Here is a 16,909-nt window from a genome sequence, read left to right as displayed (position 1 = left end):
TTCCCGTGGGGCAGACTGCGTCGGATGAGCGCCGTTGCGTGGATCGCCGCCGGATCGCTTGCCGCGTGGCTGTGGCTGCTGTGCGGGCAGGGCTTCTTCTGGCGTACGGACGTGCGTCTGCCACCGCGCCGGGATCCCGCGCAGTGGCCGTCGGTCTGCGTCGTCGTCCCGGCCCGGGACGAGGCGGCGGTGCTGCCGATGAGCCTGCCGTCGCTGCTCGCGCAGGACTATCCGGGGCGGGCCGAGGTCTTCCTCGTCGACGACGGCAGTTCGGACGGCACGGGGGAGCTGGCCCGCGCCCTGTCCGAGCGGCACGGCGGTCTGCCGCTGACCGTCGGCTCCCCCGGCGAGCCGCCCGCGGGCTGGGCGGGCAAGCTCTGGGCGGTACGCCACGGCATCGCCCTCGCACGCGCGCGTGCCCCCGAGTACCTGCTGCTCACCGACGCGGACATCGCCCATGAGCCGGACAGCCTGCGCCAGTTGGTGGCCGCGGCGGACCACGGGGGCTTCGACCTGGTCTCCCAGATGGCCAGGCTGCGGGTGGAGAGCGGCTGGGAGCGCCTGGTGGTCCCGGCGTTCGTCTACTTCTTCGCGCAGCTCTACCCGTTCCGGTGGATCGCCGGGAAGGGCTCGCGGACGGCCGCCGCGGCGGGCGGCTGTGTCCTGTTGCGCACGGACGCCGCCGAGCGCGCCCGGATTCCCGACGCCATCCGGCACGCGGTGATCGACGACGTGGCGCTCGCGCGGGCGGTGAAGCGCTCCGGCGGTCACATCTGGCTCGGCCTCGCGACCCGCGTCGACAGCGTGCGCCCGTATCCGCGCCTCGGTGATCTGTGGCGGATGGTGTCGCGCAGCGCGTACGCCCAGCTGCGGCACAGCCCGCTGCTGCTCGTCGGGACGGTCGCGGGGCTCGCCGTGGTGTACCTCGCCCCGCCGGTGGCGCTGTGCGCGGGTCTCGCCACGGGGAGCGCGGCGGCGGTCGCGGCCGGTGGTCTCGCCTGGCTGGTGATGACGGCGACGTACCTGCCGATGCTGCGCTACTACCGGCAGCCGCTGTCGCTCGCCCCCCTGCTGCCGGCCACCGCGTTCCTGTATCTCCTGATGACCGTGGACTCGGCGGTGCAGCACTACAGGGGGCGTGGTGCGGCGTGGAAGGGCCGTACGTACGCGCGTCCCGACACCACCGCTCCGGACCCTGCCCCCGACCCGGCCCCAGAGCAGCGCTGACGCGTCACTTCCTGCCGGGCGTCCAGTTCATGCCCCACCCGTAGGTGTGGTCCATGGTGCGCTGCGGGCTCACGCCGCGCTCCGGCACCAGGTAGCGGGCCTCACGCTGGACGACGAGGTCGCCGCCGTCGTTGGTGAGCAGCGCCAGCGCGCACACGGTCGAGGGGACCGTGCACTCGTCGAGCGAGAAGTCGACCGGGGCGCCGTGCTGCGGCTGGAGGGTGACCGTGGCGTTGAGGTCGGCGAAGCTCCGCGCGCCTTGGTAAATGGTCACGAAGATGACGATGCGCCGGAAGTCCTTGATGTGGTCGAGGTTGATGGTGAGGTTCTCGCCGGTGGCGACGGCTCCGGTGCGGTCGTCGCCGTCGAGCAGGATGTACGGCGGCTGGTGCAGCGCTCCGAAGGCGTTGCCCAGCGCCTGGACGACTCCCTTGCGGCCGTCGGCGAGTTCGTAGAGGGCGCAGAGGTCGAGGTCCAGATCGGCGTGCATGGCGACGGCCCTGCCCAGTTTGGCGCCCCACCCCTTGAACTGCTTGCGCACCTCCCAGTTGAGGTTCACGCGCATGCCGCCCGAGGTGCCGCCCTGCTTGGTCAGGGAGACGGACGGCGCGTCCTTCGTGAGGGTGACCTTGGTCAGGCGTACGGGGGCGGGGGCGGGAGTGGCGGCAGCGGGCGGGGGCGTGGGGGCAGCCGGGGCCACCGGGTCGGGTGTGGCCACGGGGGCAGGCGCCGCTACCGGGGCCGGCGCCGCCACCGGGGCGGGCGCCGCCTGCTGCGGCTCGTCCACCGAGATGCCGTAGTCCGTCGCGAGGCCTTCGAGCCCGCTGCCGTACCCCTGTCCGACGGCGCGGAACTTCCACGCGCCCTGGCGCCGGTAGAGCTCGCCGAGGACGAAGGCGGTCTCCACGGTCGCGTCCGCGCTGTCGTAGCGCGCGAGTTCGGCGCCGCTCGACGCGTCCAGGACACGGATGTGGAGGTCGGGCACCTGTCCGAACGTGCCGCCGTCGGCCGACACGGCGAGCACCACGGTCTCGATGCCGGGCTCCACGCGCGCGAGGTCGACCGTCAGCACATCGATCACACCGGCGCCGGAGCGCTGCTTGCCCTCGTGGCGCACCGCTCCGGAGGAGTGCTCCGGCTGGTTGTAAAAGACGAAGTCCGCGTCCGAGCGCACCTTTCCGGAAGGTGACAACAACAGCGCCGACGCGTCGGCGTCCGGCACTCCGGCTCCGGAACCCCACCCCAATTCGATCCGTACCGCGGGTGCCGGTACGGGAACGTTCGATCCTTTAGGCATTGTCATGTCCGCCCCCAAAGCAAGTCGCCGTCCGGCAGGGCCGCCGTTTTCCGTTCACGGCCAACCTATTACCCGGACCGCAGAGAGGCCCACGACGGCACCCCGAGGGGCCTTCCCGGCCAACCGCGGGTAACCCGCCAGGAGCTCGGCCTTTACACGATCCGTACGCCGTTGAGCGACCGATTTTCCCAAGTTCGCTCGCATTGGGGAGCCACGACCACTGTCGACACGTAAAACAACCCTCTTATCGGTCTCCCCAACCAGCACATCAAGGGCTTAACTTATGGAGCATGACCTCCCCCCGCTCCACCTATGGCGGCGGTTACTACTCCGCGCCGTCCTTCCCGGACACCCCGATCTATGACTCCCTCGTCGCAGAGCGGGGCACTCCTCAGATCGCCCCGATCCGGGTCCCTTCCGCGTACGACACGGGTAACCACCTGCCCGCACTGCCGGCCGCGCTGCCCGCGCTGCCGGCCGCCCCTTCCCACCCCAACCAGGCGTACGGCTATCCGCAGGCCCAGCAGCCCGCACCGCTGCAGCAGGCCCCGGCGCCGTACATCCCGCAGCAGGCCGCGGCCCCGCGTGGCTACCCGGGCGCCCAGCCCCAGCGCCCGGCGCCCGGTACGGGTTACGAGGCGATGCGCCCGGCGGCCCCCCGCCCGGCCCCCGCGAGTTACGAGGATCCGTACAACCGCCCCTACCGCGGGTACTGACCTTAAGAGCGGCCGGGGGCACGCTCTGCGTGACGCCGCCGTCGGGCCTCGGCCCGGCGGCGGCATCCGCATGCCCGCGCCCGGGTGGGGAACCCGGCGCCGGGGCATGGACGTTGAGACGTACGCGGAAGGGGGTACGGGGCAGTGCGGGCAATCGTCGGCCTCTGGCGGTGGCGGCACAATCCGCTGTGCCGCGGCACCGACCTCGCCGAGGCCTGGCTGGCCCTGGTCGCTCTGGTGGCGATCATCGTCGCCGTCCCTGTCGTCGGCGTGTGGACCACGGGCATGGCGCGGGACGCCCTCCTCGCCTCGGTGCACCAGCAGCGCGCGGAGCGCCACCCGATCACCGGCACCGTCCTGCGGAAGGTCGAATCGCCACCGGTCGACCCCGACCCCGAGACCTCTTCGGCCCGCGACGCGCACAGTCGTGTCCTCGCGCGCTGGCAGGCACCGGACCTCACCGAGCGTCGCGGTGTCGTCCTGTCCGACCTCAAGTCCCCGCGCCCCGGTGACCGTTTCCGGCTGTGGACCGACGAGCGGGGCCGGGTCGTCGGCCGCCCGCTGGACGACGCGACCGCGACGACGCACGCGGTGCTCGCCGGGTTCGGCGCGGCCACGGCGGGCGTCGGGGTCGTCGAGGGCACCCGCAGGCTGATCCTCTGGCGCATCCTGCAGGGGCGTTACGCGCGCCTGGACAGGGCGTGGGAGAAGGCGGGCCCGGACTGGGGCCGCACCGGCACCGGTTCCTGACCCGGCCGCCCCGGCCATCGGGTCAACTCCGCCTGCCCGCGCGCGCTACGGTGGACCGGCCGAACTCCTCGGCCCCTTGCGCACTGCCGCGACACGCGGTGACACGGCACATCCCGCAAGGTCCGGCGTACGAACAAGGTGGGGGCAGAGCAACTCCATGGCACAGGGCACGGTCCAGGTGACGCACACCGGCACGTCGCGGTGGCGGCGCCGCACCGGCGAATACGCATCGCTCGCCGCTGCCTTGGAGGCCGCGAGCGACGGGGACGTACTGACCGTCGCCGCGGGCACCTACCGCGAGAACCTCGTCGTCCAGCGCGCGGTGACGCTGCGCGGCCCCGAGAGCTCCCCCGGCTCGGTGCGCATCGCGCCGTCCGACGGGGTGCCGCTGACCGTCCGCTCCTCCGCGGTGGTGCAGGACCTGCTCATCGAGGGCCAGGACTCGTCCGCGCCCGCGCTGCTCGTCGAGGACGGCGCCCCTGAGCTCATCGGCATCCGCGTGGTGACGCGGTCCGCGGCCGGCCTTGAGGTGCGCGGCGGCGCGCGTCCGACGGTGCGCCGCTGCACCGTCGACAACCCCGGCGGCATCGGCATCGCGGTGCTCGACGGCGGGGGCGGCGTCTTCGAGGAGTGCGAGATCGTCGCGGCGGGCCAGTCCGGTGTCGCGGTGCGCGGCGGCGCCCATCCCCGCCTGGAGCGCTGCCGGGTGCACCACACCTCGGGCGCGGGCCTCTCGGTGACCGGGGAGCACACGGGGCTGGAGGCCATCGGCTGTGAGGTGTACGAGGTCAAGGGTTCGGGTGTGCAGGTCACCGGGCGGGCCGCGGCGCACCTGACCGACTGCGACGTGCACCGCACCACGTCCGACGGCGTCACGCTCGACACGGACGCCGTGCTCACCCTCGCGGACTGCCGCATCCACGACATCCCGGAGAACGCGATCGACCTGCGGTCGCGCTCCGTGCTGACCCTCACCCGGTCCACGGTGAGCCGGTTCGGCCGCAACGGACTCTCGGTCTGGGACCCCGGCACGCGCGTGGACGCCAACCAGTGCGAGATCCACGACAGCACGGGCGACTACCCGGCGGTCTGGGTCAGCGACGGCGCGACCGCCGTCCTGGAGTCGTGCCGGGTGCACGACGTGCCGGACGCGCTGTTCGTCCTGGACCGCGGCTCGCGCACCGACGTCGTCGACAGCGACCTCTCGCAGGTGCGCAACACCGCCGTGTCGGTGAGCGACGGCGCGACCGCGCAGCTCGACGACTGCCGGATCCGCGAGGCCGCCACGGGCGCCTGGTTCCGCGACCACGGCAGCGGCGGCACCCTCGCCAACTGCACCATCGACTCCGTGCAGACCGGCGTGATCGTCACCAAGGGCGCGGACCCCACCATCGAGCGCTGCACGGTCACTTCGCCCGCCGAGGCCGGTTTCTACGTCTCCGCGGGCGGCCGCGGCGGCTTCCACGGCTGCCGGGTCAGCGGCAGCGACGGCTACGGCTTCCACGTCATAGACGGCTGTCGTACGACGCTGAAGAAGTGCCGCACGGAGCGGTGCGCCCGCGGCGGCTTCGAGTTCTCCGAGGAGGGGCCGCTCGTCGAGGAGTGCGCGAGCGACGAGAGCGGCGGCCTGCGCACCCCCGCGCCCGCCGCGCAGCCGACGACGCCCGCCGTGCAGACGGCCACGCAGACCGTCGGGCTGCTCGGCTCCCTGCCGGCCCAGCAGACCCCGCAGCCGGCCGCGCCGGCACCGGAGAAGACCGCCCGTGCCTCCAAGGAGGTCCTCGGCGAACTGGACGCCCTGGTCGGCCTGGACAGCGTCAAGCGGGAGGTGCGCGCCCTCACCGACATGATCGAGGTGGGCCGCCGCAGGCAGCTGGCCGGGCTCAAGGCCGCGTCGGTCCGCCGCCATCTGGTCTTCACCGGCTCCCCCGGCACGGGCAAGACGACCGTCGCCCGGCTCTACGGCGAGATCCTCGCCTCGCTCGGCGTCCTGGAGAGCGGCCATCTCGTCGAGGTGTCGCGGGTCGACCTGGTCGGCGAGCACATCGGCTCGACGGCGATCCGCACCCAGGAGGCCTTCGACCGCGCACGCGGGGGTGTGCTGTTCATCGACGAGGCGTACGCCCTGTCGCCGGAGGACTCGGGACGTGACTTCGGCCGCGAGGCCATCGACACGCTCGTGAAGCTGATGGAGGACCACCGCGAGGCCGTCGTGGTGATCGTCGCGGGTTACACCGCGGAGATGCAGCGGTTCCTGTCCGTCAACCCCGGTGTGGCGTCCCGCTTCTCACGGACCATCACCTTCAGCGACTACGCCCCCGAGGAGCTCCTGCGGATCGTGGAGCAGCAGGCCGACGAGCACGAGTACCGTCTCGGCACCGGTGCGTCCGAGGCGCTCCTGAAGTACTTCACGGTGCTCCCGAAGGGCCCCGCGTTCGGCAACGGCCGTACCGCGCGGCAGACCTTCGAGGCGATGGTGGAGCGGCACGCGGGGCGGGTCGCCCAGCTCGACGAGCCGAGCACGGACGACCTCACCCTGCTGTATCCGGAGGATCTGCCGGAGCCGGTGTGACACCTTCGGCCGTCGCGGGCCTCGGAGGCGGCACGCAGGGCTTGAGGCGGGCGAGGAGCCGTGCCCGCTCCTCGGCGAACGCGGGGTCGGCCTGGTAGTCGCTGTGGCCGAGGATCGGCGCGGGCAGCGGGTGTTCCTCCGTACGGCCGTAGGCGAGGGGGTCCTGGAGGGCGGCGCGGTCGACCTGCGGGCCGCAGTCGCCGTGCAGCTGGATGGGGCCGCCTATGGGGTCGGTGGTGCGGTAGAGGTTGCGCCAGCAGTCGACCTCGCGGTGCAGGGAGGAGAGGGCCGCGGGGCCGAAGTGGGCGGGGAACCACCGGCCGTACAGGCGCTCCAGGGGTGAGCCGTAGGTGAGCAGGGCAACGCGCCTGCGGACCGAGGGGCGCAGCTGCCAGGCGGCGGCCGCCGCGAGGACGCTGCCCTGGGAGTGGCCGGAGAGGACGAGCCGGCCTCCTGTGGCGTGGGTGGCGCGCGTCCAGCTGGCCATCCGCCAGGTCAGGTCGGGTACGGCGCGCTCGGCGTAGCACGGGGGTGCGAAGGGGTGGGCCGCGCGCGGCCAGAATGTGCCGACGTCCCAGAGGATGCCGATGGTGCGGCGGGCCGAGGGGTCCTTGTAGGCGCGGCGGCCCCAGGTGATGAAGAGTATGAAGCCGAAGCCGATGAGCCAGGAGCCGAGGGCCTGGGAGGTCTCGGCGGCGCCCTCCAGGACGTTCGGCGCGCCGTGCGCCGCTTGCGCGGGCACCTCGTCCGTGACCCATGCGCCGGTGAGCGCGGCGGCGCCGAGCAGCAGCGTCACGGCGGAGATGATGCCGACGAGGAGGGGCGCGCGGTCGGTGAGGGCGGCCCGCGCGCGGGTGCCCGCGATGCGGCGGGTGCGGGTGAGGTCGGTGCGCTCGTCGGGGTAGTCCCGCGCCAGCTGCGCCATCTCGCGGCGCTTGCGCTGCATGGTGCGGACGCCGAACCAGCCGCACAGCACCGCGACGACCACCAGGAGCAGTGGAATCACCGAGGCCTGCCAGGTGAGCACCACAGCTGGTCCCGCGATCGAGCCCTGGGTGCCGTCGAGCCAGTCGGACACGCGCTGCGCGCCGCCGCCCGTCATGACGCCGCCGAGCGCGCAGGACAGCATGGCGACGGCGGGTCCTCCGAAGCCGCGGATGGCGGTGCGGGAGTCGGGCGAGGTGCGGTACAGGAGGTGGGCGGCCACCGCGAGGCACAGGACGAGGAGGCCCTGGACGAGCGCGATGCCGCCGAAGGTGGCGTCACCGGGCAGTCTGCCCGCGGAGCGCCAGCCGGGGCGGGACCAGCCCGCGTACACCAGGACGAGCGTGAGGAGGGCGAGGGCGCTCAGCGGCAGCCAGCGCACCAGGGTCCGGTCCAGCTTCCGGTCGAGCCGGTTCTCGGTGCGCCCCCTGCGGCACACGACCCAGACGACGACTCCCCCGCTCAGGACGAGTGTCGCGCCGAGGGCCCAGCCGAGGGCGTCGAGCGGGGCGGGGCCGCCGGGCCGCCGGTCGTGCCGTGCAGCCGCCGTGCCGACCGCGGCGGCGACGGTGAGCAGGCCCGCGGCGGTGTGGGCGGCGCGCAGCCGGGCCACCAGGCGCCGGCCGTACCAGAAGCCGGGCCTGCCGAGCGCGGTGCGGCTGGTCTCCTCCTCCGGGTCGGGCTGCTGGGGCAGCGGCTGCTGGGATTCGTACGCGCTCCAGGTGCGGTGCGACAGATACCAGAGCAGGCCGGTGAGCGCGGCGGGCAGCAGCGCGGCGACGGCGAGCCGGCGGCCGGGCTGGGACCACCAGCCGCCATGGCCCGTGGCGTCGGTGGCGAGGAAGCCGAGCCAGGAGCGGTCGTCGGCGCACTCGGGGGTGCCCGCGCACTGCCACGCCGTGAGGTCGAGGGCGAGCTCGCAGGCGGCGGCGACGAGCAGCACGGTGAGGGTGAGGCCGACGAGCCGCACCAGGAGGCCGTAGGTGCGCACGAGTCGCTTGCGGTGGCGCGAGGTGGGGCGCATCCAGTGGGCGAGGTTGACGACCATGAAGGGCAGCAGCAGGAGCCACAGGGCGCGGGAGCCGTTGCCCGACGTCAGGTTGCACCAGACGTACGCCTCGGGCACCGGTTTGCCCCGGTAGTCGTCGGGGCGCCGCTCCGCGTCGGCGTCCTCGGTGCGGCGGAACATGGCCGCCGTGTCGTCGCCGGTGATCCGCACGGTGCGCGGGTCGTCCAGCATGCGTTCCGGTGTGGTTCCCCCGACTCCATGGACCAGGAGTTCCAGGGCGGTCTCGTCCTGCGTGGCACGCTCCACTGTTCCGCTTCCCCCGAGATGCGCATGGTGAGAGCACAAGGATCTCGGGTCGGGGCCCGCCGCGCACCCCTCGTCACGCAATCTCCTCCTTCCTGGTGAGCTTCGCGGCTGTTTCCGGCTGTTTCCGGTTGTTGCGGCCCGTGCGGGGGCCGCCGGTCGGTGGCACTGCTGTCGGTCGCGCGTGCGAGGATGAGGCAGCGCGCCGGGTGGGCGCGACGGACGTGACGAGGCAGAAGGGCCGGACCGGGCGTGAGCGACAATCAGAACCTCCTCGCCGAGCAGCGCCGCGCCCTGATCCTCGACGAGGTGCGCCGCCGCGGCGGCGTCCGTGTCAATGAACTCACCCGCAAGCTCGGGGTGTCCGACATGACGGTCCGCCGCGACCTCGACGCGCTGGCCCGCCAGGGTGTGCTGGAGAAGGTGCACGGCGGCGCGGTCCCGGTGGTCGAGGCGAGCACGCACGAGCCGGGGTTCGAGGCCAAGTCGGGCCTGGAGCCGACCGCCAAGGAGGACATCGCGCGGACGGCGGCGTCCCTGGTGGCGCCCGGCACGGCGATCGCCCTGTCCGGTGGTACGACGACGTTCGCACTGGCCCACCATCTCCTGGACGTCCCGGACCTGACGGTGGTGACGAACTCGGTGCGGGTGGCGGACGTCTTCCACTCCGCGCAGCGCACCTCGGGGCAGCGGCAGGGCGCGGCGACGGTCGTGCTGACGGGCGGCGTGCGGACCCCGTCGGACTCGCTGGTCGGCCCGGTCGCGGACCAGGCGATCGGGGCGCTCCACTTCGACGTGCTCTTCCTCGGGGTGCACGGCATATCTCTGGAGGCCGGTCTGTCGACGCCGAATCTGGCGGAGGCGGAGACCAATCGGCGTCTGGTGCGGTCGGCGCGGCGCGTGGTGGTGGTCGCGGACCACACCAAGTGGGGGACGGTGGGACTGAGTTCGTTCGCGACGCTCTCGCAGGTCGACACGCTGGTGACCGACGCGGGGCTGCCCGCGGAGGCGCGGTCGGAGATCTCCGAGCATCTGAACCGGCTGATGATCACGGGCGAGCAGGCGACGTCCGAAGAGACCGACGGTTCCGCCGCGGCGGGCGCCGACAACTCCGAGGACGACGCAGACATCTGACGGCCCGCCAGCTATGGTGACGGTGCTCGGTCAACCGTCCGTCCGCTGGGGGGCAGAGTTACATGGCGCGCCGACTTCGCCCCGTGGGGCTTGAGTTCGTGGATTCCGCTCCGGTACGCCTGGTCTTCGTACGCGAGGTGAGCGCGCCGCCCGAGGTGGTCTACCGCGCCCTGGCCGAGGATGTGACGGGCTGGCCCCGGTGGTTCACCGCGGTCACCCTGTGCCGGCCGACCGGCGGGGGCACCGGCCGCGAGGTCCGGCTCAAGGGCGGGACGCGCTTCCAGGAGTCGATCCTCGCCGCCGACGGGCCTGAGCGGTACACCTATCGCGTCGACGAGACGAACGCGCCAGGCCTGCGCGCCCTCGTCGAGGAGTGGCGGCTGGCCCCGGCCCGGGCCGAAACCACCGGAGCCACCGACGCCGGAGCCACCGGCACCCGGGTGCAGTGGACCTTCGCCATGGACGGCACCGCGCCACTGCGCGGCGCCATGAGGCTCGTACGCCCGGGCCTCGGGCGGTCGTTCCGCGACGCCGTCACGGCGCTGGACCGGCAGCTCGCCGCAGCAGGGGCATAGGCTCCGGGTCGGGGAGGGCGGCTACTCGGGCCACGCCCCCGTGGTCAGCAGCGTGTCGATCGCGAGCGTGTACGGCGCGATGTCCAGGCCCTGCTCGGCCAGCCACGTGTCCGAGTAGTACTTGTCCAGGTAGCGGTCACCGGGGTCGCAGATCAAGGTCACGACGCTGCCCGTGCGGCCCGCGGCCACCATCTCGGCGACGATCTTCAGGGCGCTCCACAGGCCCGTGCCGGTCGAGCCGCCCGCCTTGCGGCCGATGGCCTGTTCCAGGGCGCGCACCGCGGCGACGGACGCCGCGTCCGGCACCTTCATCATGCGGTCGATCGCGCCGGGCACGAAGCTCGGCTCCATGCGGGGCCTGCCGATGCCCTCGATCCGGGAGCCGCAGTCGCTCGTGGCGTCCGGGTCGTTCTTCGTCCAGCCGTCGAAGAAACAGGAGTTCTCCGGGTCGGCGACGCAGATGCGGGTGTCGTGCTGCATGTAGTGGACGTAGCGCGCGATGGTGGCCGAGGTGCCGCCGGTGCCCGCCGTGGCGACGACCCACGCGGGCTCCGGATAGCGCTCCAGCCTGAGCTGTTGGTAGATCGATTCGGCGATGTTGTTGTTGCCCCGCCAGTCGGTGGCCCGTTCCGCGTAGGTGAACTGGTCCATGTAGTGCCCGCCCGTCTCGACGGCGAGGGCCGCGGACTCCGCGTACATCGTGCGCGGGTCGTCCACGAAGTGGCACCGGCCGCCGTGGAACTCGATCAGGCGGATCTTCTCGGCGCTGGTCGTGCGCGGCATCACCGCGATGAAGGGCACCCCGATCAGCTTCGCGAAGTACGCCTCGGAGACGGCCGTGGACCCGCTGGACGCCTCGATGACCGGGCGGCCCGGGCGGATCCAGCCATTGCACAGGCCGTAGAGGAACAGCGAGCGGGCGAGGCGGTGCTTGAGGCTGCCCGTCGGGTGGGTCGACTCGTCCTTGAGGTACAGGTCGATGCCCCACTGCTCGGGCAGCGGGAAGCGCAGCAGGTGGGTGTCGGCCGAACGGTTCGCGTCCGCCTGGACCTTGCGAACGGCTTCTTTGAGCCAGGAACGGTACGTTTCGTCGCTGTGGTCGACGTCGAGCGTCGGCATCGGCTCGTCGGCTCGAATCTGCTGTGGGGTGCTCACGGCGGGGCTCCTTCGCGTCGTGCCGGACGCGATTCGACGCGGCCGTACACCTCGATCTTAAACACCCGCCACACGCTTCTCACCTGCATAAACACACCTTTGAGCACCTCAAAGGCACAGCTGGCGCAGCCACGGGGGGAGCGCGCGGAGCACCGCTGTGGGCCGCTCCGAAGTGCCTGCCCGGCACCCCCGTGCGCACTGGTGCTCGCCGCCGGGTGCGTGCAGACTTCACCGCACGGGACGCCTGTCCCGGTCGGAGCGATTCACCGAAACGCACAAGGGGGCACAGAGCCATGGCGGAGCCGGAGTTCACGGCTACGGGCGTGCGGATCGGGCGGCGCTTGCGCTCCCTCACGCGTGCCGGTCAGGTCCGTATCGCCGACGGCAGGCTGGAGTTGCTGACCAGTTACGGCACGGAGATCGACAGCGCGCCGCTGCAGGCGGTGCGGACGGGAAAGCCGTGGTTCGCCCCGGAGGACCGGGCTCTCGCCGAGGTGAACGGCACCCGTTATCTGCTCACACTCGCCGACCACGAACCACGTCCGGGTGAGGCCGGGCCGCCGACGGTGCGCAGGTTCATCGAGGCGGTGCGCAGCGCCACGGAACACCAGCGTCCGCGGAGCTGAGCGGACTCGCCGCACGACGCGCGACTTGCACGCCCCCACCCCCTGGGTCACTCTGGTCTCACATCACTCTGGGTTTACCGGCGATGACGCTGCGAACCAGCCCCGCCGGCCACACAGCAGGCGGCAGACCACGCGGCCCCTGCTGGATCCGATCGTCGTCTTCTTCCGGACCTCAATTCGGGGAGTCGCAGCCGTGATCAGCCAGCCAAGCAGGCATTGCACGGTAGAGCTCCAAGCCCTGCCGTCGCGGATCCGCCAGGTCCGCAGAATCGTATCTGCGCAGTTGCGCTACTGGCATCTCGATCCCTTGATAGACCAGGCCGCCCTCGGTGTGACGGAGTTGCTCACCAACGTCCACCTGCACGCCGAGCCGGACAAACTGTGCACCGTGGAGATCGAGCTGCTGCTCGACCGGCTCACGGTCTCCGTCCACGACCACGATCCCCGGCTTCCCCAGGTCCATGACGCGGAGTCGCTCGCCACCTGTGGCAGAGGGCTCGCGATGGTCGCCGCGGTGAGCGAGAGCTGGGGCGTCCGCCCGCAGGGCGACGCGGGGAAGGTCGTGTGGTTCACGCTTCCGGCCCCCTCCCCCGCGGTGACCGTGTCCCCGTATCCCGTGTGCGGGGTGGTCGAGAAGACTCCCGCCCGGTCGGCCGTTGTCGGCTGACCGGGCGGTGACGTCCCGTTCCGTGTGCGACAGGCACGTCATTCGGTGGCGATGGCCCGCAGCACGTCGAGCCGGGCCGCCCGCCGAGCCGGGCGCAGGCCCGCCAAGGCGCCCGCGGCCAGGCCCACCAGGGCGACCACCGCGAGCCGCGTCGGCGGCACGGCGAACGCGAAGGCGCTCGCGGTCGCGCCGTCGGACGCCCTGACGAGCACCCAGCCGAGGAAGCCGCCCAGTGTGAGCCCGCCGGCCGTGCCGAAGGCGGCGACGAGCACCGACTCCCAGCGGACCATGGCCCGCAGCTGGGCCCTGGTCTGGCCGACCGCGCGCAGCAGACCCAGTTCGCGGGTCCGCTCGTGGATGGCGAGCGTCAGCGTGTTGGCGATGCCGAGCAGTGCGATGAGCACCGCGAGGGCGAGCAGCGCGTAGACGAGGGTGAGCATCATGTCGATGCCGCCCGCGGAGGCCGCCGCGTACTCGGAGCGGGTCTGCACGTCCGGATCGCCGTGGTCCCGCACCGTCCCCGCGATGGCGGCCTTGCCTTCGGCGGTGCTCACGCCGTCCTTGAAGGTGACGGACACGACGCTGTCGGCGTCCTGGACGCGGTGCGGAGCCCAGGCCTCACGGGTGATGACGTAGTCACCGGCGAGTTCGGAGAGGCCGTAGACCGCGCGGACCGTGAAGGTCTCCTTCTTGCCGTCGGCGAAGGCCAGCCGGACCCGGGAGCCGACCTTCAGGTCCTGCTTCTCCGCCTCGGTCCTGGTGATCGCGATGCCGTCGTCGCCGAGCGCGCCCAGCGCGCCTTCGACCTTCCCGAGGTCGAAGGAGTCCGCGAAGGGCTTCGGGTCGGTGACGGTCAGCGCGCGGCCCTCCCCGTCGACCTCGGCGGCTCCCCTGCCGAGACCCACGGCGGTCTCGACCTCCGGCCGCTCGGCGAGCGCGGGGGCCAGCTTCGGGCTCAGACCGGCGCCGCCCCCGCCGAAGCCGGGGGCGCTGACCGCGACGTCACCGGCGAAGGAGCGGTTCACGGTCTGGTCCATCGTGGCCTTCAGCGAGGCGCCGAAGACCGTGAAGAGGGAGACGACGGCGACGCCGATCATCAGCGCGCTCGCGGTGGCCGCGGTCCGCTTCGGACTGCGCAGGGCGTTGCGCCGGGCGAGGCCGCCGGTGACGCCGCGCAGCCGGTCCAGGGGCCCGCCGAGGATGCGTACGGCTCGCGAGGAGGCGACCGGGCCGAGCACCACGAAGGAGACGAGGGCCAGCGCCGCCCCGGCCCCGGCGAGCCAGACCGAGGGGCTGACCAGGACGCCGGTCAGGGTGAGCCCCACGGCGGCGGTCGCGAGGCCCGCGCCCACGACGGCGCGGCGGCGCGAGGAGCCCGAGTGGTCGACGGCGGTCTCGCGCAGCGCGGCGAGCGGGGCGGTGCGCCCGGCCCGTACGGCGGGCAGTACCGCGGAGCCCAGGCAGACCACGACGCCGACGGCGAGCGGCAGCAGCATCGAGAGCGCGCTGATCACCAACTCGCCCTCGGGGAACGGGAATCCGATGGCGGGGAAGAGCGCCTGCAGCCCGGCCGCGACCCCGACGCCGCCCGCGAGGCCTGCGGCCGACGCGACCGCGGCGACGGCGCTCGCCTCGACGAGGGTGGCGGCGGTGACCTGGCGGCGCGAGGCGCCGAGCGCGCGCAGGAGGGCGTTCTCGCGGGTGCGCTGGGCGACGACGATGGCGAAGGTGTTGTGGATGCTGAAGGTGGCGACCAGCAGCGCCACACCGGAGAAGACCAGCAGGAAGCTGGTGAAGAGGTCGAGGAACTGGCCCGAGATGTTGTCGGTGTTCTCCGCGGCCGACGCCTCACCCGTGATGGCCTCGACTCCGCGCGGCAGCACGGGGGTCAGCGCGTCGACGAGCTCCTGTTCGCTCACGCCGGGGCCGGCCCGGACCCGGATCGCCGAGGCCTCGCCGGGCTGCGGCATGAGGTACTTCTCGGCGTCGGCCCGCGTCATGCCGGTGAACGTGGTCTGCGCCATGCCGTCCTCGCCGCCGAAGGTCGCGAGGCCCACGATCCTCACCTCGACCGGGTCGGGGGTGCGGAGCGTCGTCGTGTCGCCGATCTTCAGGTTCCCGGTCTCGGCGGCGCCGCGGTTGACGACGACCTCGCCGGAGCGCGCCGGGGCCCGGCCTTCGGCGAGTCGGTACGCGTTCAGCTCCTCGTCGTCGATCCAGTTGCCCGCGAGGGTGGGCGGGCCCTGACCGCCGATGGGCTCGCCGTCCTTGCCGAGGAGCTGGCCCGCGCCCTCGATGCTGGGGGCGGCGGCCGCCACCGGCCCCGTCTTCCCGATCTTCTCGACGAGGTCGGTCCTGACGGGCTCGCGGGTGCCCTGGCTGTCGTCGGGGGTGGTGATGGCGGCGGCGCTGCGGACGACGGCGTCGGTGCCGCTGGTGGCGTTGCCGAACATGGTGTCAAAGCCGGCGCGCAGGGTGTCGCCCATGACGAGCGTGCCCGCGAGGAAGGCGACGCCGAGCATGACGGCGAGGAACGTACCGGCGAAGCGGCGTTTGTGGCCACGCAGCGAGGCCATGCTGATGCGCGCGGAGGCGGTCAGGGCCCTTCTATGGTTGGGGGTGTTCGGGTAGTCCGGGGTGTTCGGGTAGTCCGGGGAGTTCGGGGAGTTCATGACGCCGGGCCCTTCGTGCGGGTGCCCGGGGCGGGGCGCGTGGGCTGCTTCGTGTCGAACGCCTTCAGCCGGTCGAGGACCTTGTCCGCGGTCGGCCCCGCCATCCGGTCCACGAGACGTCCGTCGGCGAGGAAGACGACCTCGTCGGCGTGGGCGGCGGCCACCGGGTCGTGGGTGACCATGACGACGGTGCGGCCCATCCGGCGCACCGCGTCGCCGAGCAGGTTCAGCACCTCCTCACCGGAGCGCGAGTCGAGGTTGCCGGTCGGCTCGTCGGCGAAGACGACGTCGGGCCGTCCTGCGAACGCCCGTGCCACGGCGACTCGTTGCTGCTGCCCGCCGGAGAGTTCGGCGGGCCGGTGGTGCAGCCGGTCGCGCAGCCCGACGACGTCGACGAGGGCGTCCGTCCACTCGCGGTCGCCGTCGATGCCCGCGAGGTCCATGGGCAGGGTGATGTTCTCGGCGACGGTCAGCGTCGGGACCAGGTTGAAGGCCTGGAAGACGAAGCCGACGCGGTCCCGGCGCAGCAGCGTCAGGCGCCGGTCGTCCAGCTTCCCGAGCTCCGTGTCGCCGATGAAGGCGGCACCCGAGGTGAGCGTGTCCAGGCCTGCCGCACAGTGCATCAGGGTGGACTTGCCCGATCCTGACGGGCCCATGATCGCGGTGAACCGCCCGGCAGGAAAGGCGACGCTCACCCCGTCGAGGGCCCGTACGGCGGTGTCTCCGCTGCCGTAGACCTTCACGGCGTCGGCGACGCGGGCGGCGTCGGCGCCGGCGCTGGTGGCTGTCTCCACGGGGTGGGTGGGCCGACCGGTCCCGGCGCTCATGCCGCGCCGCCCTTGGACGCGCCGCCGAACTCCTCGTTGAGGACGGTCAGCCTGCGCCAGTACTCGTCCTCGTCGATCTCACCCGCGGCGAAGCGGCGGCCGAGCACGGCGATGGGCGAGTTCTCGTCGATGCCGACGGGAGCGCCCGACGCCCGGAGCGGTCCGCGACGGCCGCGCCACACGGTGCGGCGGAGCAGGGTGACGGCGCCGATGACGACGGCCGCCCAGATCAGCGGGAAGAAGAGGATCCACGGGCCGGGCCCGCCGTCCCAGTGCGCCAGGGTCTGCATCTGAACTCATCTCCTACGAAGCGGTTTTCGGGTGTGCTGCCTGATGCCTCCAAACTCGCCCCTGAGGTGCCCTCACGTCGTCGTACGGCCAGCGGCACCACGCGT

General features: G+C 72.7%; 14 protein-coding genes. 8 read left to right on the top strand and 6 right to left on the bottom strand.

The window, feature by feature from the left end; all coding sequences use genetic code 11:
• Positions 1 to 24: 24 nt before the first annotated feature.
• On the top strand, positions 25 to 1,227 hold the full coding sequence (locus tag ACZ56E_RS37800; protein WP_471221454.1) for a glycosyltransferase: 1,203 nt from the start codon (positions 25 to 27) through the stop codon (positions 1,225 to 1,227).
• Between the two features lie 4 nt (positions 1,228 to 1,231).
• Here ACZ56E_RS37800 and ACZ56E_RS37795 read toward each other — a convergent pair whose 3' ends face one another.
• Positions 1,232 to 2,524, bottom strand: coding sequence for a TerD family protein (locus ACZ56E_RS37795; protein ID WP_471221547.1), 1,293 nt, complete (start codon positions 2,522 to 2,524; stop codon positions 1,232 to 1,234).
• 290 nt (positions 2,525 to 2,814) lie between these two features.
• On the opposite strand from ACZ56E_RS37795, the gene ACZ56E_RS37790 reads away from it, so the two are divergent.
• From ACZ56E_RS37790 to ACZ56E_RS37780, 3 genes are all read left to right on the top strand, one after another.
• On the top strand, positions 2,815 to 3,240 hold the full coding sequence (locus ACZ56E_RS37790; RefSeq protein ID WP_468605602.1) for a DUF6643 family protein: 426 nt from the start codon (positions 2,815 to 2,817) through the stop codon (positions 3,238 to 3,240).
• Between the two features lie 144 nt (positions 3,241 to 3,384).
• Positions 3,385 to 3,990: an Rv1733c family protein gene (locus ACZ56E_RS37785; protein WP_471221452.1), complete on the top strand. Its 606-nt coding sequence runs from the start codon at positions 3,385 to 3,387 to the stop codon at positions 3,988 to 3,990.
• 157 nt (positions 3,991 to 4,147) lie between these two features.
• Entirely contained in the window at positions 4,148 to 6,562 is a 2,415-nt protein-coding gene (locus ACZ56E_RS37780; protein ID WP_471221450.1) for a right-handed parallel beta-helix repeat-containing protein, read from the top strand.
• On the opposite strand, the gene ACZ56E_RS37775 is transcribed toward ACZ56E_RS37780, so the two are convergent.
• Positions 6,522 to 8,861, bottom strand: coding sequence for a hypothetical protein (locus ACZ56E_RS37775; protein WP_471221448.1), 2,340 nt, complete (start codon positions 8,859 to 8,861; stop codon positions 6,522 to 6,524). The two genes, ACZ56E_RS37780 and ACZ56E_RS37775, sit on opposite strands and share 41 nt — an antisense overlap.
• Positions 8,862 to 9,110: 249 nt before the next feature.
• Here ACZ56E_RS37775 and ACZ56E_RS37770 point away from each other — a divergent pair, with 249 nt between their 5' ends.
• Positions 9,111 to 9,992: a DeoR/GlpR family DNA-binding transcription regulator gene (locus ACZ56E_RS37770; RefSeq protein ID WP_471221446.1), complete on the top strand. Its 882-nt coding sequence runs from the start codon at positions 9,111 to 9,113 to the stop codon at positions 9,990 to 9,992.
• A 62-nt stretch (positions 9,993 to 10,054) separates the two neighbouring features.
• A complete protein-coding gene (locus ACZ56E_RS37765) occupies positions 10,055 to 10,567 on the top strand; it encodes an SRPBCC family protein (protein WP_471221444.1) in 513 nt (170 codons plus the stop codon).
• Between the two features lie 21 nt (positions 10,568 to 10,588).
• Here ACZ56E_RS37765 and cds1 read toward each other — a convergent pair whose 3' ends face one another.
• A complete protein-coding gene (gene cds1 / locus ACZ56E_RS37760) occupies positions 10,589 to 11,686 on the bottom strand; it encodes an L-cysteine desulfhydrase Cds1 (RefSeq protein WP_471221546.1) in 1,098 nt (365 codons plus the stop codon).
• A 329-nt stretch (positions 11,687 to 12,015) separates the two neighbouring features.
• On the opposite strand from cds1, the gene ACZ56E_RS37755 reads away from it, so the two are divergent.
• Both ACZ56E_RS37755 and ACZ56E_RS37750 read left to right on the top strand, forming a co-directional pair.
• Positions 12,016 to 12,348, top strand: a complete 333-nt coding sequence (locus tag ACZ56E_RS37755; protein ID WP_468605614.1) for a hypothetical protein — start codon at positions 12,016 to 12,018, stop codon at positions 12,346 to 12,348.
• A gap of 193 nt (positions 12,349 to 12,541) precedes the next feature.
• A complete protein-coding gene (locus ACZ56E_RS37750; RefSeq protein ID WP_471221442.1) occupies positions 12,542 to 13,015 on the top strand; it encodes an ATP-binding protein in 474 nt (157 codons plus the stop codon).
• 38 nt (positions 13,016 to 13,053) lie between these two features.
• Here the strand turns inward: ACZ56E_RS37750 and ACZ56E_RS37745 are convergent, their stop codons facing one another.
• The 3 genes from ACZ56E_RS37745 to ACZ56E_RS37735 all read right to left on the bottom strand — a co-directional run bounded on the left by ACZ56E_RS37745 (position 13,054) and on the right by ACZ56E_RS37735 (position 16,804).
• The gene (locus tag ACZ56E_RS37745; RefSeq protein ID WP_471221544.1) at positions 13,054 to 15,615 is read right to left on the bottom strand and encodes an ABC transporter permease; all 2,562 of its coding nucleotides are present in this window, start codon (positions 15,613 to 15,615) and stop codon (positions 13,054 to 13,056) included.
• Between the two features lie 68 nt (positions 15,616 to 15,683).
• Positions 15,684 to 16,514 (bottom strand): ABC transporter ATP-binding protein, encoded by an 831-nt coding sequence (locus ACZ56E_RS37740; protein ID WP_471221440.1) that lies wholly within the window; start codon positions 16,512 to 16,514, stop codon positions 15,684 to 15,686.
• On the bottom strand, positions 16,511 to 16,804 hold the full coding sequence (locus ACZ56E_RS37735) for an SHOCT domain-containing protein (RefSeq protein ID WP_471221439.1): 294 nt from the start codon (positions 16,802 to 16,804) through the stop codon (positions 16,511 to 16,513). Before ACZ56E_RS37735 ends, ACZ56E_RS37740 begins: the two co-directional genes overlap by 4 nt.
• Between the last annotated feature and the right edge of the window lie 105 nt (positions 16,805 to 16,909).

This window comes from Streptomyces sp. NPDC039480, from assembly GCF_055597165.1.
The sequence above is the reverse complement of the archived record's forward strand: the minus strand, read 5'-3'. Positions and strand labels throughout refer to the sequence as shown.